Annotated in this window: 14 protein-coding genes; 10 read left to right on the top strand and 4 right to left on the bottom strand. The window is 61.2% G+C overall.

Going from position 1 to position 19,792, the window contains the following annotated elements; translation table 11 throughout:
• Nucleotides 1-117: 117 nt before the first annotated feature.
• Nucleotides 118-951 (bottom strand): LPXTG cell wall anchor domain-containing protein, encoded by an 834-nt coding sequence (locus DWZ15_RS07480; protein ID WP_147352322.1) that lies wholly within the window; start codon nucleotides 949-951, stop codon nucleotides 118-120.
• Nucleotides 952-1,348: 397 nt separating this feature from the next.
• On the opposite strand from DWZ15_RS07480, the gene DWZ15_RS07475 reads away from it, so the two are divergent.
• From DWZ15_RS07475 to bilS, 3 genes are all read left to right on the top strand, one after another.
• Nucleotides 1,349-3,193 (top strand): ABC transporter ATP-binding protein, encoded by a 1,845-nt coding sequence (locus DWZ15_RS07475; protein WP_118450252.1) that lies wholly within the window; start codon nucleotides 1,349-1,351, stop codon nucleotides 3,191-3,193.
• Nucleotides 3,194-5,053, top strand: a complete 1,860-nt coding sequence (locus tag DWZ15_RS07470) for an ABC transporter ATP-binding protein (protein WP_118450250.1) — start codon at nucleotides 3,194-3,196, stop codon at nucleotides 5,051-5,053.
• A 127-nt stretch (nucleotides 5,054-5,180) separates the two neighbouring features.
• A complete protein-coding gene (gene bilS, locus DWZ15_RS07465) occupies nucleotides 5,181-5,732 on the top strand; it encodes a flavodoxin family protein BilS (protein WP_118450248.1) in 552 nt (183 codons plus the stop codon).
• Between the two features lie 307 nt (nucleotides 5,733-6,039).
• Here the strand turns inward: bilS and DWZ15_RS07460 are convergent, their stop codons facing one another.
• The gene (locus DWZ15_RS07460) at nucleotides 6,040-8,340 is read right to left on the bottom strand and encodes an LTA synthase family protein (protein WP_118450246.1); all 2,301 of its coding nucleotides are present in this window, start codon (nucleotides 8,338-8,340) and stop codon (nucleotides 6,040-6,042) included.
• A 214-nt stretch (nucleotides 8,341-8,554) separates the two neighbouring features.
• Here DWZ15_RS07460 and DWZ15_RS07455 point away from each other — a divergent pair, with 214 nt between their 5' ends.
• The 5 genes from DWZ15_RS07455 (at nucleotide 8,555) to DWZ15_RS07435 (ending at nucleotide 14,327) form a co-directional block, all read left to right on the top strand.
• A complete protein-coding gene (locus DWZ15_RS07455) occupies nucleotides 8,555-9,427 on the top strand; it encodes a nitroreductase family protein (protein WP_118450244.1) in 873 nt (290 codons plus the stop codon).
• Nucleotides 9,428-9,586: 159 nt separating this feature from the next.
• Nucleotides 9,587-11,614: a KUP/HAK/KT family potassium transporter gene (locus DWZ15_RS07450; protein ID WP_118450242.1), complete on the top strand. Its 2,028-nt coding sequence runs from the start codon at nucleotides 9,587-9,589 to the stop codon at nucleotides 11,612-11,614.
• Between the two features lie 61 nt (nucleotides 11,615-11,675).
• Entirely contained in the window at nucleotides 11,676-11,870 is a 195-nt protein-coding gene (locus DWZ15_RS07445; RefSeq protein WP_118450240.1) for a hypothetical protein, read from the top strand.
• 113 nt (nucleotides 11,871-11,983) lie between these two features.
• Nucleotides 11,984-13,609 (top strand): ATP-binding protein, encoded by a 1,626-nt coding sequence (locus DWZ15_RS07440; protein ID WP_089573157.1) that lies wholly within the window; start codon nucleotides 11,984-11,986, stop codon nucleotides 13,607-13,609.
• 4 nt (nucleotides 13,610-13,613) lie between these two features.
• The gene (locus DWZ15_RS07435; protein ID WP_199580051.1) at nucleotides 13,614-14,327 is read left to right on the top strand and encodes a response regulator; all 714 of its coding nucleotides are present in this window, start codon (nucleotides 13,614-13,616) and stop codon (nucleotides 14,325-14,327) included.
• A 96-nt stretch (nucleotides 14,328-14,423) separates the two neighbouring features.
• Here the strand turns inward: DWZ15_RS07435 and rlmKL are convergent, their stop codons facing one another.
• On the bottom strand, nucleotides 14,424-16,991 hold the full coding sequence (gene rlmKL / locus DWZ15_RS07430; RefSeq protein ID WP_118450238.1) for a bifunctional 23S rRNA (guanine(2069)-N(7))-methyltransferase RlmK/23S rRNA (guanine(2445)-N(2))-methyltransferase RlmL: 2,568 nt from the start codon (nucleotides 16,989-16,991) through the stop codon (nucleotides 14,424-14,426).
• 75 nt (nucleotides 16,992-17,066) lie between these two features.
• On the opposite strand from rlmKL, the gene DWZ15_RS07425 reads away from it, so the two are divergent.
• Entirely contained in the window at nucleotides 17,067-17,894 is an 828-nt protein-coding gene (locus DWZ15_RS07425) for an HAD hydrolase family protein (RefSeq protein WP_158572516.1), read from the top strand.
• A 45-nt stretch (nucleotides 17,895-17,939) separates the two neighbouring features.
• Here DWZ15_RS07425 and DWZ15_RS07420 read toward each other — a convergent pair whose 3' ends face one another.
• On the bottom strand, nucleotides 17,940-18,731 hold the full coding sequence (locus tag DWZ15_RS07420) for a DeoR/GlpR family DNA-binding transcription regulator (RefSeq protein WP_158548938.1): 792 nt from the start codon (nucleotides 18,729-18,731) through the stop codon (nucleotides 17,940-17,942).
• A 348-nt stretch (nucleotides 18,732-19,079) separates the two neighbouring features.
• On the opposite strand from DWZ15_RS07420, the gene DWZ15_RS07415 reads away from it, so the two are divergent.
• The gene (locus DWZ15_RS07415; protein WP_117564350.1) at nucleotides 19,080-19,790 is read left to right on the top strand and encodes a transaldolase; all 711 of its coding nucleotides are present in this window, start codon (nucleotides 19,080-19,082) and stop codon (nucleotides 19,788-19,790) included.
• Nucleotides 19,791-19,792: the final 2 nt, after the last annotated feature.

Raw genomic sequence — 19,792 nt, 5'->3', positions numbered from 1 at the left:
CCGAGGCCGCCTCGATCAATTTGCGAAAGAATCTTGACGGTACCTCCCTGGGTTGGGGAAACGGGCCTCCTTTTGTCGCTGGGCTTGTGGATTGGTGAAGGCAGAATGCTCTGTCGGCTATTTTGAGTTCTTGATGCGGCGTGTAGCTGTGGCGGTTATTCCGAACCCTGCGGCGGCGATTCCTGCGAGTACGATTGTACTAGGCGTCGTGTCGCCCGTATTTGCAAGCTTGCCGTCTGCATTTGCTTGCTTGGTGGAGCTCGATGGAGCGTATTTGCCGGTCGCGGGCGAGCTGGCGGGCTGTGCCGTTTCGGCCGGCTGCGCTGAGCTGGAGGGTTTTGTCGTCTCGGCGGGTTTCGTTATCTCGGGCGAGGTGGCCTTGTCTGCCGCGGCCTTTGCCTCTTCGTATGCCTTGCAGGCGTCGTCATAGGCCGCTTGCGCCTTTTCCAAATCGCTAAGGAGCGCATCTCGCTTGGCTACGTCCTCATCGATGTGGGCTTTGGCTTCCTCTGCCTCACTTTCGAAATACTGAACCTGTTTTTCCTGGCTTTCGAGCCGGCGTTGGCAGTGGTGAAGATCATCTTCACAAGATTTTTCTCGCCTTTCTGCCGACATGATCTCACTTCGCAACTGCTTAATAGTTTCGTTAGAAGCTCCGTCGTCGATTGCCTTATTTAATTCTGCCTGAAGGCCGCTTGTCCGGTAGTGGGCCTCATCGTATTTGGCTTGGGCTGCACCGACGTTCGCTTGCATGGCGGGAAGGCGTTCCCTCCGTTTGGCGGCTTCCGTCACCACCATGTCGTAGATCTCTTGAAAAGCGGCAATGTCATCATCGATTACCGCAATTTTCTCAGGACTTGCGGCGTCTTTTGCGACCTCGAGGTTTTTGAGCGCTTCCTGCATGGCTGCATACGCTTTTTCTTTTGCGGCGGTCGCATCTTCCGTCTGCAAGGCAACTGCACCGGTGGGGGAACTGGTTTCTGCCGCGATCGCCGTTACGGGGGGGGGCGATTCCCGCGACAAGCGCCGCGGAAAGGGCGATGCCCACAGTTGCTCGTCTTGCTCTTCTTGCGAGAATGTCGTTCATCTCGGCACCTCATTTCAAGGGTCGGCGACTAACTTGGTAGCACTAATGTAAGTATATCAGGCGATTGGTCCGCCGGTGGCCGGGTATGCGCATACACCTCTCCGCTTCTCTGTAACCTTGATTGGCAACTTCATCCGAACACTTCCCACTTCTCTGTAAACCGAATTCCACTAGAAATGACGAGCGGCTTACTCATCAGTTGGGGCGACAGTACTATCATGGTTCGAATTGAATGTGGATGATGATAGGGAGCGCCTTTTTATGATTGAGCTGCTCAGGCGTTTTGGCGGTAAGTTTCGCCGCTATATGGTGATTGGTCCTGCGTGCAAGCTGATCGAAGTGATCTTTGACCTGCTGACGCCGCTGGTGATTGCCCAGATGATTGATAAGGGTATCGGCGCACACGACGTGAACGCCGTCGTCCACTACGGTATGGTACTTGGCGCCATGGCTGTGATCGGCATCTCGTTTACGCTCGTCTGCCAAAAGATGGCGGCGCTCACCTCGCAGGGCATGGGCACCGACATTCGCGGCGCGCTCTACCAGCACATCAACAAGCTGAGCTATGCCGAACTCGACCGTTTTGGCACGCCGTCGCTCATCACGCGCATTACCAACGACGTCAACCAGGTGCAGCTCGCCGTGGCGCTGGGCGTGCGCATGCTCATCCGCTGGCCCTTCCTGGCGGCGGGCTCCATGGTCGCGGCCCTTGCCATCGACCTTAAGCTCGGCATCATCTTTTTGATTTGCACGCCCGCCATTGGCCTGGTGTTCTGGGTTGTCATGGCGCGCTGTATTCCGTACTACAAGCAGCTGCAGGCAAAGCTCGACCGCATCGCGCTTATCTGCCGCGAAGGCCTTTCGGGCGCTCGCGTGGTCCGTGCGTTTGTGCGTGAAGATCACGAGCGTGAGCGCTTTGCCCAAGCCGCCGATGACCAGGCCAATACTGCCATCGCGGTGGGCAAGCTCTCGTCGATTCTCAACCCCGTCACGTTTCTTGTGATGAACCTGGGCGTGTGCGCCATCCTGTGGGTCGGCGGCATCCAGGTCAACGTGGGCGAGCTCACGCAGGGTCAGGTCATGGCGTTCGTCAACTACATGACGCAGACCCTCACCTCCATCGTGTATGTCGCCAACCTGGTCGTGGTCTTTACCAAGTCGAGCGCCAGCGCGTCGCGTATCAACGAGGTGCTCAATTGCGTGCCGAGCATTACCGATGAGGGCAACCAGCCGGTCGCACTGCCCGAGCCGGGCAATGTCGCTCCCGTTCCTGCGTTGAGCTTTGACCATGCGAGCTTTTCGTTTGGCGTGGGCGCGGCAAATGCCGTGAGCGATGTGACGCTGGAGCTGCCGCTGGGCAAGACGCTCGGCATTATCGGCGGCACGGGCAGCGGCAAGTCCACGCTCGTTTCGCTTATCCCGCGCCTGTACGATGCGAGCGCTGGCAGCGTGAGCGTGATGGGCGCCGACGTGCGCGCCTGGCCGCTCGACCAGCTGCGCCATGTGGTCGCGACCGTCCCGCAGCGCGCGTCGCTGGTGAGCGGCACCATCCGCAGCAACCTGACCTGGCGTGACGAGTCAGCGACCGACGATGAGCTCTGGGCGGCGCTCGATATGGCGCAGGCCAGCGAATTCGTGCGCAACAAGCCGCAGGGGCTCGATGCCCCGGTCGAGGCGGGCGGTAAGAACTTCAGCGGTGGCCAACGCCAGCGCCTGACCATCGCGCGCGCCCTGGTGGGCTCGCCTCAGATATTGATCATGGACGACTCCGCCTCGGCACTCGACTTTAAGACCGACGCGGCGCTTCGCCATGCCATCCGCGAGCGCAGCGTGCGCGGTGCCGCCGAGGGCGGGCTGCCGCTCACGACGGTCATCGTGAGCCAGCGCGTCTCGACCGTGCGCGATGCCGACATGATCTGCGTGCTCGACCACGGATCGGTTGCGGGCCTGGGCACGCATGACGAGCTGTATGCAAGCTGCCAGCTCTATCGCGAGATTTGCCAGTCGCAGCTGCGCCGCGAGGAGCTCGAGGGCCAGCAGGGGAGCACGACGCCCGCGTCCGCCGCGACTGCCCCCGCATCCGCCTGCGTAAAGGAGGGCTGCTAAATGAACCCGTACACTTCTTCCGGCTCGGTCGCCACGATGACGGCCAACGTGTCCGGCAACGATAACCTCAACGACTTGGGTGACGGTCCGCGCCAGCCCGGCGATCCCGAGCGCTATCCCGTGGGTGCGGTGACCCGCCGCCTACTTGGCTATGTTCGTCCGCACCGCGTCTCGTTTACGGCGTCGTTTGTGAGCGCCGCCATCTCGGTGATTCTGCAGCTCTACACGCCCATCCTCATCGGCGAGGGCATCGACCTCATCGTTGCCGCCGGGCAGGTGGACTTTGACGCGCTGCTGCCGCTCGTTACCAAGCTCGCGATTGTCGTGGTGGGCGCGGCGGCTTTCCAGTGGCTGCAGGGCTACTGCGTCAACCGCCTGTCCTACGAGACGGTGCGTGACATGCGCGTGGAGGCGAGCGACAAGCTCAGCCGCATGCCGCTCAGCTTTATCGACAGCCACGCCCACGGCGACCTTATGAGCCGTGTGGTCAACGATGTCGACCAAGTGGGCGACGGTCTGCTGCAGGGCTTTACCCAGCTTTTCACCGGTGTCATCACCATCGTTGGCACGCTCGCGTTTATGCTCTCCATTAACCTGACCATGACGCTCGTGGTGGTGCTCGTCACGCCGCTTTCCATTTTTGCAGCCGGCGCCATCGCCAAGCTTTCCAACAAGAGTTTTACGGCCCAGCAGCGTATTCAGGGTCAACTGGGCGGTCATATCGAGGAGTATGTGGGTGAGCAAAAGCTCGTGGACGCCTTCGCCTACGGCCCGCACGCTCAGCAGCGCTTCGATGCCCTTAACGCCGAGCTCTATACGGCAGGTGAGCGCGCGCAGTTTATGGGCTCGCTTTCCAATCCCGGTACGCGCTTTATCAACAACATCATCTATGCCGTGGTTGCTGTGATCGGCTGCGTGGGCGTGATCACGGGCGTGCCTGCGGCGCTCACGGTGGGCGGCGTGCAGATCTTCCTGTCCTACGCCAACCAGTACACCAAGCCGTTCAACGAGGTTACCAACGTTATTACGCAGATTCAGACCGCGTACGCCTCGGCGCGCCGCATGTTTGCGCTGCTCGATGCCCGCGAGCAGGAGCCTGATGCGGCGGATGCCGTTGAACTTGCCGCCCCGCAGGGTGAGGTGACCTTTGAGCACGTGGACTTTAGCTATGTGCCCGACCGCAAGCTGCTGCAGGATATCTGCATCGAGGCTAAACCCGGCATGCGCTTTGCCCTGGTCGGTCCTACGGGCTGTGGCAAGACAACGCTCATCAATTTGCTGCTGCGGTTCTACGATATCGACGCCGGTCGCATCATGGTCGATGGCCGGTCTTCACGTGACTACACGCGCGCAAGCCTGCGCCGCGCCTTTGGCATGGTGCTGCAAGATACCTGGCTGTTCGAGGGCACCGTGGCCGAAAACATCGCCTACGGCTGTCCCGACGCCACGCGCGAACAAGTTATCGAAGCCGCCAAGCGCGCGCACGCGCACAAGTTTATCGTGCAGCTGCCAGGCGGCTACGATACGGTCATCGGCGAGGACGGCGGTACGTTTAGCCAGGGCCAAAAGCAGCTGCTGTGCATCGCGCGCGTCATGCTCACCGACCCGGCGATCTTGCTGCTGGACGAGGCGACCTCGAGCATCGATACCCGCACCGAGCTGCAGGTTCAGGCGGCATTCGACGAGCTCATGGCAGGTCGCACAAGCTTTGTCGTGGCGCACCGCCTGAGCACCATCCGCAACGCCGACTGCATTCTGGTGATGCGCGACGGCGAGATTATCGAGCGCGGCACGCACGACGAGTTGCTAGCGGCAGGCGGCTTCTACGCCGAGCTCTACCGCAGCCAATTCGCCCAGTGAGCAAGCCCGTGGGGCAAATTAATCAATCGACAGACGGTGGTTTACATCTGTCACGTTAGTACTAAGATATTCATCTAATAAATTGCATTAATGGCTCGAGTTTCGGGGGAAACGAGGCAACGTGACTATGACATGCTCTATGGTGGTCAACAGCAAGAGCGGTAATACCAGGATGGTTTCGGGGGCGATCAAGCGCGCCCTGCAGGCTGCGGGCGTTGAGTTTGTCCACGCCGCGGCGTTGAGCGACGATGCGGACGCAGATCAGGTTGCGCTCGAGGCGCAGGGCGCCTGCGCGGCCGACACGGTGCTCGTCGGTTTTTGGTGCGACAAGGGCGCGTGCACGCCTTCGGTCGCGGCGTTGCTCTCCGCCTTGCACGGTAAGCGCGTGTTCCTGTTTGGCACCTGCGGTTTTGGCGCCGACCAGAGCTATTACCAGCAGATTATTGATCGCGTAACTTCCAATTTGGCTGGGGATGCCGAGCTTGCGGGCTGGGCGATGTGCCAGGGCAAGATGGGTTCCGCGGTCAAGCAGCGCTACGAGGCCATGCTCGAGCAAGATCCCGATAACGCCCGATTTAAGATGCTGCTCGACAACTGGGTTGCCGCGAAGGACCATCCCACCAAGGAGGATCTGGACAACATGGCGGCGGCGGCCAAGAAGGCCGTGCTGGGCGAGTAACTTCGCTGTTCGCGGTCCTTCGTGCAAAACAATACAAATGTGAAAGCCTCGAAATCCTCGAGGCTTTTTTCTTGACACTCGTAGGCGCAACCGTGGCAAGCGTTTGGGGGTGACATTTTCCATTACCCCGATGACAAGCCGCGCTCCAACAACATGGCGCCTGTCCGGGCGGAGGCATATAAGGTTCATCGCGAGTTCCGCACGCAAAGGAGGCCACTTAATGTGGCCTCCGTCTTGCGCAGGACTGTCCGAGCAGGGAACCTTATATGCCTCCGCCCGGACAGACGTTTCAGTTATGAGCGACCCGCTACTTGATCTTGGTCGTACCCGGTGCCAGGTTGGGGTCGGTCTCGTTGGCCTCGGTCTGGAAGTGCTCGGTGTAGACGTTCTTGCCGTCGCGGAACATCTCGTAGTACTGCATCTTGGCGTAATCCTCGCGCGCCTTGGTGGCGGCTGCGGCAGCGGCGTCGTCACCGGTGACGTTGGAGGAGAGCGCCCAGCGCAGGCTGGCGTCCTCGTAGCCCACGGAGTTGATGGCGGGCAGCGACTCGCGCAGCGTCATGTGCGCTTTCTGGTAGTCGGTCAGCGGTGCGCCGATCAGTTGCATCAGCTGGGTGGACAGGTAGTTGGTGGACAGGTCGTCGACCTCACTCGTCTGGTCGCAACCGGCAACGTCGTAGTTAGCCCAGATGATGTAGTCGGTCTGCCACAAGCGTTCCTGGTGGGTGGCGTCGTCCTCGCCGGTAAACCACTTATCGTTGAACTTGGACGGGAAGAACGGCTGATGGTCGCCCCAGAACACCACGACCACCTTGCGGTCAAGCCTGCTCAAGGCGTTGAGGAAGTAGCGCAGCGCCTGGTCGGACTGCTCGATGCACGAGACGTACTCGTCGACATCGGACAGCGTGCCGTCCTCGACGGTCTTGGCGTCCAGATCGGTCGTGTCGATGTTGAGGTGCATCTGCTTATCTGCCGGCAGCAGGCCCGTGTCGTAGCCCGAGTGGTTCTGCATGGTCACGTCAAAGATAAACTGCGGATCGGCGTTCTGATTGAGCAGCTCAAGAATCTTGTCGTAGGTCGCCTGGTCGGTCACCATGCCGCGCAGGGTATCGGCGCCTTGGAAATCGTTGATGGACAGGAACTGGTCAAAGCCAAAGTCCTTATAGACGTTCTCGCGGTTCCAGTTGGTGGCGTGGTTGGGGTGCATGGCCGTGGTGGAATAGCCGAGCGATTTGAACTGCTCTGCCAGGTTCCCGGTCGTCTCCATGTTGTAGATGGTGTAGGGGTACACGCCCGAACCCAGGTTGGCCATGGAGTTGCCGGTCATAAACTCAAACTCGGTATTGGCCGTGCCGCCGCCGTAGGCGCTCACATAGAGCTTGCCGCGGCTGAGACAGTTGGACAGGCTCTTAAAGTACTGCGGACCCTCGTAGCCGGCGCGCATGTTCTGGTAGATGGACAGGTCCGAGAAGGTCTCGTTCATGATGGCGATGACCGTGGGCTTCTCGCTGTCGAATTGCTCCTTTGCGGCGGCGCGCTCGTCGCTCTTGGCTGCGTCGGACTTGTCGTAGGCCTTGGCGTACTTTTTGAGCGTGGCCTTGGCATCGTCGACGGAGTAGTCGGCGGGTTTGGGCGGCTTGATGGACTGTGCTGCACTAATAAAGGCAGGCAGATAGCCCTCGCGCCAGTAGCTCTCGAGCGGACGCCAGGTGTAGACGGTGATGCCGAGGGTGTTGTAGTAGTCGATAAGCGTGACATGCGCGGTCACGCCGCCCAGGCACAGCACCGCCACGAGCAGGTTGATGAACAGCATGCGCTTGGCGTTGACGGCACCCTTCTGACGGTGCGGTGCCACCAGGCCGGCGTACTCGCATAGCAGCATGGCGATGGCGGTAAAGCCCATGGACAGCACGCAGAACAACGAGATGGAGAAGGTGTAGCCGGTGCCGGCGACTGCGGCGGCGGTGGAGATGGCCGAAAGGTCGCCCGGCTGGATGGGCATGGATTTAAACGTGATGACGAAGAACTCGGCAATGCCCAGGACAAAGAGGGCAAAGGCCAGGACCGCGGGAGCTGCGCCGTGGCGCTGGAACAGGAAGAACAGGCCGACCATGAGCGTGGTGATGATGGCCCACTCGAGCAGGATGCACAGGGGGTAGACCCAGGTAAAGTCGTGGTTGGACGAGACCTCCATGCCCAGCAGCGCAAAGACGCCGGCGAGCAGCAGGCATAAGACGGCGGCGACGAGCGGTTTGCCCACAAAGGCGCCGCGCAGGCGGGCGAGCTTGCCAGTGGGGGCGGGAGCGTCGGCCGAGGCGAACGCAAAGACGCGCGGGGCGATGCGGTCGCGGGCGATGCTGGCCCAGGCGCATCCGGTGAGGATGGCATTGGTCAGGACGAGCATCACAAAGGCGAGCGGCTCGTTTTGGGCGACGAGGCCAATGGCGCCCCAAATGGTCAAAAAGAGCTGGAACAGGCCGAACGCGACGCTCCACCCAAGAGCGCTTTTGGCAACGGTGCCCGACTGTGCGCGAATGGCCTTGGCCTCGCGCAAGACAAGGTAGACGGTCGCCGCAAGACCGACGAGCGAGATGGCGGCAGCGAACATGCTGAGACTCCTCACAAATGTAAAACCTACGAAAGCGGGGATTTACCCGATTGTTACCGAGATATGCGCAGCATTTGACGGCTGCGTACAACAATCAGCCATAATAACGCGCGAGTATGGCGGTGTTGCGCAATGGAGTGCCCACCTGCGCGATAATGGACGGGAATTACACGGAAAGGTAAAGGCTTCTTAAAGAAATGGCGAGGGTAGGGCGATGAGCGAGCAGGTTTGCAAGGCGGACATGGGCGGCGGCGGAGTTGCGGGCGTGGATATGTACGGCTATCCGGTCGAGACTACGGGCAACGCAGCGCTGGACATCTTGGAGCATCGCTCGTCTACGCGTGCCTTCGCGCGCGATGACGACGACCGCCCCGTGGCGGTGACCGACGAGCAGCGGGCGGCGATCTTGCATGCGGCGAGCCGTGCGCCGTCGGCGGGCGCCATGATGATGTATTCCATCGTGAGCATTCGCGAGCAGGCTACGCTGGACCGTCTGGCCGACCTGTGCGATCACCAGCCCATGATCGCCAAGGCGCCTTGGGCACTTATATTTGTGGTCGATTATGCCAAGTGGATCGATCTGTTTGAGCACGTGGGCTGCTTTGAGCCCGATTTTGTCGAGCGCACGGGCAAGGCGCCCCGCCGCGCGCCGGGTTTGGGCGACTTTGCCATCGCGGCCCAGGACGCCGTGATTGCTGCTCAAAACGCCGTGGTTGCCGCCGAGGCCCTGGGGCTGGGGAGCTGCTACATCGGTGATATCGTCGAGAATGCCGAGGAAGTCGCCGAGCTGCTCGATCTGCCGCCCTATACCATGCCGCTGTCGATGCTCATCATCGGCACGCCCCGTAAGGAGCGCCCGGCAATCGCGCATCCCGTGGTGAACCTGGTGCACGAGGAGCGTTATCGTCGCGCCGACGCCGCGACGATGGATGCGCAGGTGGCCGAGATGGATGCGATGTTTCGCCCGCACGCCCGCGAGGTGGGCGAGCGCGTCATCGACATCTACACCCGTAAGCACACGAGCCCCTTTATGGCCGAGATGAGCCGCTCTATGGAGTGGTGGTTCAAAAACTGGCTCGGAAAATGACGAATGTGACAAAGGGGGCGTCCCTTTGTCACATTCCATATCGCCGCGGTGGCCTAAAGGCCGCATAAATGTTTATCTAGCTGGGAAAACGGTGCCATTAAAATATGGGCTGATTACATATAATCCCGTCGAACGTTAAAATTGGGAGGAAACCGGCTTATGGAACAAAAGGCAAAGGAAGTAGCCTCGCACGCTGCGATTCCTGTGAGCATCTCGGCGATGCTCGTCACGCTGGGCGTGGTGTATGGCGATATCGGCACCAGCCCCATGTATGTAACCAAGGCGCTCGTTGCCGGCAACGGCGGCATCGGAAGCGTCACGCAGGAGTTCGTGCTCGGCGCGCTCTCCCTTGTCGTGTGGACGGTCACGCTGCTGACGACCGTCAAGTACGTGCTGATCTCGCTGCGCGCCGACAACCACGGCGAGGGCGGCATCTTTGCCCTGTACAGCCTGGTCAAGCGCTGCGGCAAGTGGCTCATCATCCCCGCCATGCTGGGCGGCGCGGCGCTGCTCGCCGACGGCATCCTGACGCCTGCCGTTACCGTCACCACGGCCATCGAGGGCCTGCGCACCATCCCGGCGGTCCATGCCGTGCTCGGTGACGACCAGGGTCGTGTCGTCGCCATCACGCTTGCCATCATCATCGCGCTCTTCTTGGTGCAGCGCATCGGCACGGCCAAGATCGGTCACGCCTTCGGCCCCATCATGACGCTGTGGTTTTTGTTCCTGGGCGGCACGGGCCTGTTCTTTGTCTGCCAGTATCCCGCGGTGCTGCTGTGCCTCAACCCGTTGCGTGGCATCGCTTTTCTGCTGAGCCCCAACAACCATGCGGGCATCATGATTTTGGGCAGCTGCTTCCTCGCTACCACCGGTGCCGAGGCGCTCTATTCCGACATGGGCCATGTGGGCCGCGGCAATATCTATGCCACCTGGCCGTTCGTTAAGTGCTGCCTGCTGCTGTCCTACATGGGCCAGGGCGCGTGGCTTATCAACAACGCCGGCAACCCGGAGCTCATGGGTATCGCCGACCTCAACCCCTTCTACCAGATGCTCGCCCCGGGTCTGCGCCCCTTTGCCGTCGGCCTTTCCACCGTCGCGGCCATCATCGCCTCGCAGGCGCTCATCACCGGCGCATTCTCGCTGGTGTCCGAGGCCAGCCGCCTGGACCTCATGCCGCATATGCAGGTCTTCTATCCTGCCGAGACCAAGGGCCAGCTCTACATCCCCATGGTCAACAACGTCATGCTCGTGGGCTGCGTCGTCGTGGTGCTGCTGTTCCAGAACTCGGCGCACATGGAGGCCGCGTACGGCCTGGCCATTACCCTGACCATGATGTGCACCACGCTGCTGCTCTTCTTCTATCTGCACGTGGAGCGCAATCTCAAGGTCGCGCCGTGGATCTTTGCCGCCTTCTTCCTTTTGCTCGAGGGTTTCTTCTTTGTGAGCTCGCTCACCAAGTTCTTCCACGGTGGCTACTTCACCATCCTCATGGCTGCACTCATCATGGGCATCATGGTGTGCTGGTACAACGGCACGGCGGTCGAGCAACGTCAGTTTACGCTGCTGCCGCTGCGCAGCTATCTGCCGCAGCTCAAACGCCTGCGCGACGACGATCGCTACGAGCTCATGAGCGACAACATCGTGTACCTGACCAAGGACACCAACACCGACTATATCGACCGCGATATCGTCTACTCGATTTTGGATAAGCACCCCAAGCGCGCTCGCGCCTGGTGGTTCGTGAATGTCGAGACCATGGAGGAGCCGTATACCTTTGCCTACTCGGTCGAGACGTTCGGCACCGACTACGTATTCCGCGTGCATCTGTACCTGGGCTATAAGATCAACCAGCGCGTCAATGCTTACCTGCGCCAGGTTGTTCAGGACCTGGCTGCCAGCGGCGAGCTGCCGGCGCAGACGCATGACTACTCGGTCTACAAGGACCCGGGCAACATCGGTACGTTTAAGTTCGTCATGATCCGCAAGCTGCTGGCGCCCGAAAGCGACGTGGAGCCCAGCGAGCGTACGGCCATCACGCTCAAGTACATCATCCGCCGCGCCGCCGGCACGCCTGCGCGCTGGTACGGCCTGGAGAACTCCAACGTGAGCTTTGAGTACGTGCCGCTGTTCACCAAGTTTAAGGCCGTGAGCAAGATGCAACGCCTGGCTCCCAACGAGCGCCCGTAGGCGCCGACAGGTTGCACGGAGTTGGTTTTCGATGGACAAGATTGAGACCGGGGAGGCAAACATGGATGCAAAGATGCTTGATGGCCGCGAGGTGGTTGCCGAGCTGGTACGTGAGGCACGTGCCGACGCCGCCGAAGATCGGTTTTTGACGAACCGTGCCAACATGGATATGGCCGATCGCGTAATTTCGATCGTGGCACTGGTATTTGGAGCGGTGTGCGTGTGTGCCCTGCTCGCGCACGTGCTGTTTGTCTAGCGACCGCCGGTTGCAAAGGCTATACACTTGGAACCACCACAAGGGGAAACCACCGCAAAGGTGCCAGTCCCCTTTGTGGTGGTTTTTGTTTTTGAGAGAGGGGCGGGGCGCTGATGGACGTCCGTGCGGACGGCGATATTGCCGAGAACTTTTGGTGGCGGCGTACAACGCTGACGCGTCGCAGCCCTCTGTATGACGCCTGCGTATCGGCGGGGCTGCTAGCCGCGGCGACGATTGTGGGCGCGCTGCTCGACCATCCGGGGCTCGCGCCGAGCATCATGATCGTCTATGTGTTCGCCGTGCAGCTGTGCGCTTTCTTTACCTGGAGCCGCCTGTACTGCCTGCTGAGCTCGGCTGCCGCCGTGGCGCTCTACAACTTCTTGTTTGTCGACCCGCGCTACGCGCTGTCGTTTATCGACCGCGTCTATCCCGGCATGTTCTTTATCATGTTTGCGGTCTCGCTCGTATCGAGCTCGATCGCGCTGGCCCTGCGCCGCGCCTTGGCGCAGGCTGCCGCCAGCGACCGTCGCACGCAGATGGTGCTCGAGACCAACCGCATGCTGCAGCGGTGTGGCGATCAGCAACAGATTGTGCACGCTATGGCAACGCAGCTGGCGCGTCTTTCGGACTGTCCGGTCGTGTGGTATAGCGCCGATGCCGATAACGATGACCTGCTGCCGCGCACGACGTACACGGCCGTGGGCGATGCCGCGCCGGTACACCAGCTGGCGCCCCAGATGCCGCCGCGGCTCTCGGCGTCCGCCTATGTGGGAACGCCGCTCGATGCCACCTATGGCGCCTCGGCGTTCTACGGCATATACCTGACCGTGCGCTCGGGTGACACCATGGTGCGCGCGGGTGATCCCGCCTCGGTGGTGGGGGTGTTCGCCATTGTCGCCGAGCCCGATGCGCTGACGCCCGAGGAGCGGACGCTTGCCGATGCCATCGTGAGCGAAGGCGAGCTGGCGCTCGATCGCGCCCGCGCCATGGAGGCTCGCGAGGAAGCGGCGGTGCTCGCCAAAAACGAACAGCTGCGTGCCAACTTGCTGCGCTCCATCTCGCACGACCTGCGCACGCCGCTTACCAGTATTTCGGGTAATGCCGATGTGCTGCTCGACCAGGGCTCGACCGGCACGGCCGTGCTCGACGACCAGACACGCCGCGGCATGCTCCTATCCATTCGCTCGGACGCGCAATGGCTCAACGCCACCGTCGAGAATCTGCTCGCCATCACCAAGCTCGAGGGCGGCGGCATGCACCTGTCGACCACGCTCGAGCTCATGGACGATATCGTCGAGGAGGCGCTGCGTCACGTAAATCCGGCTGTGCGCGAGCATGACCTTAAGGTAGTGGCGTGCGATGAGCCGGCGCTCGTCAACGTCGACGCGCGCCTGATGGTGCAGCTGGTGGTCAATCTGGTGAACAACGCCATCGCCTATACGCCTGCGGGCTCGCATATCGTAATCTCGATTGGCGTCCATGATGGATGCGTGGCGTGCTCGGTTGCTGATGATGGCCCGGGCATTGCGCCCGAGGACCGCGAGCGAATCTTTGAGTCGTTCTACACCGCCAACCATGGCCTGGCCGACAGCTGCCGCAGTGTGGGCTTGGGGCTTTCGCTCTGCCGCTCCATTGCGCTGGCACATGGCGGTAGCATAGAGGTTACCGCGGCGGACCCTCACGGTTCGGTCTTTACGATTGAGCTTCCCGCCGCCGACGTTTCGTTTGATAAGGAGTAGCGCTGTGCCGAACTCTGCCGTGAAACCGCTCATCTTGGTCGTTGAGGACGATCCCGCCGTCCGCAACCTTATCGTCGCCGCGCTCGAGGCGCACGGTTTGCGCCATATGGCTGTGGAGACCGCCCACGCCGCCATCGCCGCCGCTTCGTCGCAGGCGCCGAGCATTGTGCTGCTCGATCTGGGCCTGCCCGATATGGACGGCGTCAAGGTGGTGGAGTCGGTGCGCGCGTGGTCGGGCATGCCGATCATCGTGGTTTCGGCGCGCAGCGAGGACGCGGACAAGATCCGAGCGCTCGATGCCGGCGCCGATGACTACCTGACTAAGCCGTTTTCGGTCGAGGAGCTGCTCGCGCGCATTCGCACGACGCTCAGGCGCCTTTCGTATGCGCAAACGGGCGGCGTTGCCTCCGAGGGCTCGTTCGATACCGGTGAGCTGCATATCGACTTTGATGCCGGCATCGCCACGATGGATGGCGAGGAACTGCACCTGACGCCGATCGAGTACAAGCTCCTGTGTCTGCTGGCGCGCAACGCCGACAAGGTGTTGACGCACCAGTTTATCCTGCACGAGATTTGGGGCACGGCGACCAAGAGCGACCTGGCGAGCCTGCGCGTCTTTATGGGCACGCTGCGCAAGAAAATCGAGTCCGACCCCGCGCATCCGCGCTATATCCAGACGCATGTGGGCATCGGCTACCGATTGGTCATCCAAGGCTAGATCGCCAACCACCATCCCAATATGAGTTGCGGTGAAATAGTTCCTGTTTTGGGCCTTTACCAGGCATTTTTAGGAACTATTCCACCGCAACTTTGTTTATTTGCCCTTGGGCTTGCTGGCGTAGAACTTCTTCTTTTTGGGCTTGCCTGAGCAGGCGGGCTTGTCGTCGCCGTGCGGTCCTCGGACGCCGGCCTGCGCGTGCGCGGGCGCCGTTGCGCGAGGCTTGCGGGCTCCGGGGTTGCGCAGTTCCTCGACGCGCTCAGCAATTTCCTCGGCGCTAAAGCCGACCTCGGCCATGGCGTCCTCGATGGGCAGGCGGCGCACGATGTAGCAGTGGTGCACCTTCTGGTTGCGCGCGAAATCCTCGGGGATGGTCTGCGCCGTAATGTCCTCCAGCACCACGCCTGCGCGCGCAAGCTTGCGCGTCTCGGGGCGGAAACCGCGCAGGTTGCAGCTAAAGATGGCATGGCCGCCCTGCGCGAGCAGGCGCGATACGCCGGCCAAAAGCTCAACATGGTCGCGCTGAACATTCCAGGTGCGACGGCCCATCTTGGACGAGTTCGAAAACGTGGGCGGGTCGACAAAGATCAGGTCCCAGCGGTTGCGCGTCTGGCGCTGGTCGCGAATCCAGGCGAGCACGTCGTCGCGCACAAAATGATGCTGAGGCCCCACAAAGCCGTTCTGGCGCATATTGCGCTCGGCCCAGTCCAGATAGGTGTTGGAGAGGTCGACCGTCACGGTCTCCTCGACGCCGCCGTCTGCCGCATAGCAGGTGGCAGTGCCGGTGTAGGCAAACAGGTTGAGGAAGCGGCGCGCCTGCTTGGCGTGCTCGCGCACTAGGTTGCGGGTGACGCGGTGGTCCAGGAAGATGCCCACATCCAGATAGTCGTCAAAGTTGACGGCAAAGGTAAGGCCGCCCTCCTCGATGAGCGGTAGGCGACGGCGCGCGATGTTGGCGCGCTCGCCCGGGCCGCCCTTGCCGGCGCTCTGCTTGCCGTACTGCGAGCCGCCGCGCGAACGCATGCGGGCCTTGGCGTGCACGTGCTCGGCGGGAACATCTAGGATGCGCGGCGCGATGGCCAGAATGTCGAGCATGCGGGCCTGGGCCAGCGCAGGATCGATGGTCTTGGGTGCGGCGTACTCGGCGATGACGAGCCAGCGACCCGGCGTCTGCGGGCAGCCCTCGTACAGATCGATGGCGGCGGAGTAATCGGGCAGGTCGGCATCGTAGACGCGGTAGCAGCTCACGCCCTCGCGCTTGGCCCACTTGCGGCGCAGGCGTGCGTTCTTGCGCAGGCGGTTGGCGAACTGCTCCGACTCGGGGATGAGCACGGGCAGCGGCTTGCCGTCGCCCAGGTCGAGCGTGGCGGCGGGCTCGGGCATGGCGGAAGCGGTGGCTTCGTCGTTGACTTCGTTGGCATCCGCAACTTCGGCCTCGGCATCCGCGCTGGTCGCAGCCTCAAATGCTGCGGCGGCGTGGTCGAGAGAGGGCCAGACTTCGATAGTCGCCTCTTCGTTGTTGGGCATGACGGCGATTGAGCGCTCGGGCTCGGCGTGGAGTGCGCGGGCCAGCAATCCGTCGCGGGTGAGCGCGGCGACCGGCGCCGCGGCAAGCTCGGGCGCGCGGCGCAGCTCGCCGATGAGCGTCATGGTGTCATGCATGAGCGAAAGCGGTGTCTCGGTCGTATCCGCGACCACGGCGGCACCGGCAACGGCGCCCGCATGGTCCAGTACGGTGGCGGACTTGGCGGCGCAAAATTCGACAAAGCGCTTGTAGCCGGCGCACTTGACCATGCGCTCGGCGGTCTTGCGGGCGGCGGGGTCGATGTCCGCGGCCACGATGCGCGCCTGGCGCTCACGCGCTGCCGCCTCGCGCCCGCGTGCCTCGGCAAGTAGCTGCTTCCACAGAGCGGCGTCGTGCAGCTGCCAGCCTTCAAAGCCCCAGCGCTCGCGTGCAGCGCCCGGGGCGCGGTCGGTCAGAATGTTCACGGCCTCTAGCAGCAGACCGCCGCCGGCGCACGAGGCATCGATCAGCGTGGGCAGGGCTTCGTTCTCGTAATCGTTGGCCGTCAGCTCGCGCTCGCATAGCGCGGTCCAGCCGACCTGCGAAAGCACCAGGGCGGCGTAGTCGGGGCGCAGCACGTGCGCGCCCTCGCCGGCTCGAGTCGCGGCGGGCGGCAGGCGCTTGAACAGCGGGTCGCCCGAAAGGTCCAGGCTTATGCTCGCACGGCGCTGGCGTAGCGAAAGCAGCAGGTGGACATCGGGGTCGGCAGCATCGACATCGGCGCGACGGCCCGTGGTCTCGGCCAGGCGGTCGCACAATGCGTCCTTGGCGCGCAGGGCAGAGAAGCGCGTGTTGCGCAGCTGCTCGGTCACACCACGGGCAGTGATGGCAATGGTGGCGCCGGGGCGGACGATGTTTTCCCAGGCAATGTCGTAAACGGCATCGTACAGCTCGTCGGCATCCTGTGCCTCAAAGCGTCCGAGCACCACAAACACGCGGCTGGCCAGGCGCGACCACAGACAGGCGCGGTAGCCTTCTTCGAGCTCGCCCTCAAACGTAGCGCGGCCCTTCAGGCGGCGGACATGCGAAAGCCCGAGCCACTTGAGCTCGTCGGCGAGTGCGGATTCAAAGCCCTCGGGGCAGCTTGCATAAAATTCCATGGGTGACCTCTCTGGTTGCGTCGCTCCATTATATGATGGATGCTTCGTTTGCCATCGCCCTCGAAAGGAACCCATATGATTGATGCGTGCCCCGATTCCGCCGTGCTCTTTTTTGACGTGGACGGCACGCTGACGTCGTTCGATCCCGACGATATGACCGATAAGGACTTCAATGCAATCCATCCGTCGAAGACTGTTGTCGATGCATTTGGTCGTCTGCGCAATGCGGGTCACCAGGCATTTATCTGCACGGGCCGTCCCTTGTGGCTGGTTGCACATGGCCTGCGTGCGCTGAACCCGGCGGGTATCGTTGCCATGGCGGGCGCCACGCTCGAGGTCGAGGGACGCGTGGTACACGAGGATTGCATTGACGAAGACATTGTTGAGGAGCTCGCGCGCCGCATTACTGTGGCGGGCGGCGAGGCGTTGTTCGAGACGAACGGTGCCACCTATTCACTTGAGCCAGTTGGTGTCGAACAGTCATTTCTGCTAGGCGCCGGCGTGGTGCATGGCGTTGATCAGATGCGCGTCGATGGCCGCTTGCACGTAGGCAAGGTGTGCATTAACGCGTGCAACCTGGCTCGCGTAGCCAACGATGACGGCTTTATCGATCGCAACTTTGAGCTGTGCAATACCGGCGGCCAGAACCGCGAGCTGAGCCCCAAGGGTATCGACAAGGGCGTGGGCGTGGCGCGAGCGCTGGAATACCTGGGTCGCACCGGCAACGCGCGCACCTTTGGCTTTGGCGATTCCGGCAACGATCTGGGTATGCTCGCCGCCGTCGAGACGGCTGTAGCCATGGGCAACGCCATGCCCGAGGTCAAGGCAGTCGCCGACTACGTGACCGACGATGTCGCACACGATGGCACCGTCACAGCGATGCGCCATTTTGGGTTGATTTAATAAATGGCCGGGTCGCCCGCAGTGGGGGCGACCCGGCCATTTGAGCTATTTTGCAATATAGAGCTTGGGATGACTGCGACTGCTCTCGATCGCCGCCGTCATGATGCCCTCGTCGTCTCCATCAACGATGATGCCATCGAGGTCATCGATCTGCGCGGACTGATAAAAACTGGTCTTGTTGAACTTTCCCTGGTCAACCATCATGTAGCCCTGGTTTGAGTTGGTCAGGTACATATGCTTGATCATGGCCGAGAAGTCGTGCTCGACGGTAAAACCGTGGTCGGGGTGGAATCCGTCGGCACTGACAAACGCCTTGTCGGCATGTAGTTTGCTCATGCAGTCGAGCGTCAGTGCGCCCGCGAGATAGAGGTGCCCCTTGCGCACGGAGCCGCCCAGCAGCACTACCGAAGCATTGGGGAGATTGAAGCTGGCGTAGTTCGCGATTGCAAGATCGCCGGTGATAATGGTGATCTCACGCTTGTCCATGAGGGCCTTAGCGAAGTAAAAGCCTGTGGTGCCGATATCAATTACCAGAACATCGCCATCATCAACAAGAGTTGCTGCGGTTGCGGCGATGGCCTCCTTGGCCTCGACTTGGACATTGATGCGCTCCTCGGGATACGAGATTGCGTTAGAGCGAGAAAGCGATACCGCTCCGCCGCGTACGCGACGCAGCTTGCCTTCGGATTCCAGCGAGATGAGGTCGTGCCGTGCGGTGACTTCCGAAACCGAAAAACGGCGAACGATGTCGGATACCGAGATATTTGGCTTTTCGGCCAGCCAATTCATGATAAATCGCTGACGCTCGGCCGGTGAAAGGTCTGAAGTAGATGCCATATGCCGCTCCTTTTGAACAAAAGGTAAAAAGATGCGCCTTTCGTAATCGAAATATAACGTATCGATATGAAAAGAACAAGGCAAATTCGAATGAATCAAAGAACGGAATGGCATGTCATAAATGCATGCGTAGCAGATAGTTCGCACGTAAACGGGCTATAAAGAGTCTCATTCTGAAGGTGCCGCCCAAAAGAAGTACGTTCACGCCCGATATTCGACCGTTCACGGAAAGTTGACAATTGAGCTTTCGATAGCTTTTGAAATGGTTTATAAAAGAAAACCGAAAAGCTTTTGAAACAAAGAAGAAGGCTTTCGATAGCAATAGTGTTAGATGAGAAAGGACCGAACATGGCGATCAAGGTGTTTGCCGACGGCGCTAACCTCGAGGGTATGCTTGACATGCATGACAATGGCAACGTTCAGGGCTTCACGACCAATCCTTCCCTTATGAAGGCCGGCGGCGTGACCGACTACCGCGCTTTTGCCAAGACGGTTCTTGAGCACATTACTGATGTGTCGGTCTCTTTTGAGGTATTCGCCGACGACGAGGCGGGTATGGAAGCCGAGGCTCGCGAGATCGCAACCTGGGCAGACAACGTCTACGTTAAGATCCCGGCGCTCAACACCAAGGGTGAGTCCACCGCCGCGCTGGTCAAGCGCCTTTCTGCCGACGGCATCAAGGTGAATGTCACCACTATCTTCACGCCCGAGCAGGTCGACGAGTTTGTCGATGCCGTCTCTGCTGAGACCCCCTCTATTCTGTCCATCTTTGCCGGTCGCATTGCCGATACCGGCGTCGATCCGCTGCCCCTCATGGCGGAGTCCGTAAAGAAGGCTGCCGTTAAGCCTGCTGCCGAGGTTCTCTGGGCGTCTACGCGCGAGGTCCTCAATATCTTCCAGGCGGAGTCCGTTGGATGCCAGATCATTACGGTCCCCAATGCCCTTCTTGCCAAACGCAAGAATTTCGGGAAAGATTTGCTTGAGTACTCGCTTGATACGGTCAAGGGCTTTGCCCGCGACATTCAGGCGCTTGGTTTTCACATTCTGCCCGAGGAGTAGGG

The organism is Collinsella sp. AF29-7AC, assembly GCF_003475665.1.
Taxonomy (GTDB): Bacteria; Actinomycetota; Coriobacteriia; order Coriobacteriales; family Coriobacteriaceae; genus Collinsella.
Note: the sequence above shows the minus strand (reverse complement) of the source record. Positions and strands in the feature narration are given on the sequence as shown.

Coding starts and splice junctions, on each gene's coding strand:
- DWZ15_RS07425 (WP_158572516.1), top strand. CDS start 17,067: ATGATTGATGCGTGCCCCGATTCCGCCGTGCTCTTTTTTGACGTGGAC.
- DWZ15_RS07470 (WP_118450250.1), top strand. CDS start 3,194: ATGAACCCGTACACTTCTTCCGGCTCGGTCGCCACGATGACGGCCAAC.
- DWZ15_RS07420 (WP_158548938.1), bottom strand. CDS start 18,731: ATGGCATCTACTTCAGACCTTTCACCGGCCGAGCGTCAGCGATTTATC.
- DWZ15_RS07440 (WP_089573157.1), top strand. CDS start 11,984: ATGGACGTCCGTGCGGACGGCGATATTGCCGAGAACTTTTGGTGGCGG.
- DWZ15_RS07475 (WP_118450252.1), top strand. CDS start 1,349: ATGATTGAGCTGCTCAGGCGTTTTGGCGGTAAGTTTCGCCGCTATATG.
- rlmKL (WP_118450238.1), bottom strand. CDS start 16,991: ATGGAATTTTATGCAAGCTGCCCCGAGGGCTTTGAATCCGCACTCGCC.
- bilS (WP_118450248.1), top strand. CDS start 5,181: ATGACATGCTCTATGGTGGTCAACAGCAAGAGCGGTAATACCAGGATG.
- DWZ15_RS07415 (WP_117564350.1), top strand. CDS start 19,080: ATGGCGATCAAGGTGTTTGCCGACGGCGCTAACCTCGAGGGTATGCTT.
- DWZ15_RS07460 (WP_118450246.1), bottom strand. CDS start 8,340: ATGTTCGCTGCCGCCATCTCGCTCGTCGGTCTTGCGGCGACCGTCTAC.
- DWZ15_RS07450 (WP_118450242.1), top strand. CDS start 9,587: ATGGAACAAAAGGCAAAGGAAGTAGCCTCGCACGCTGCGATTCCTGTG.
- DWZ15_RS07445 (WP_118450240.1), top strand. CDS start 11,676: ATGGATGCAAAGATGCTTGATGGCCGCGAGGTGGTTGCCGAGCTGGTA.
- DWZ15_RS07455 (WP_118450244.1), top strand. CDS start 8,555: ATGAGCGAGCAGGTTTGCAAGGCGGACATGGGCGGCGGCGGAGTTGCG.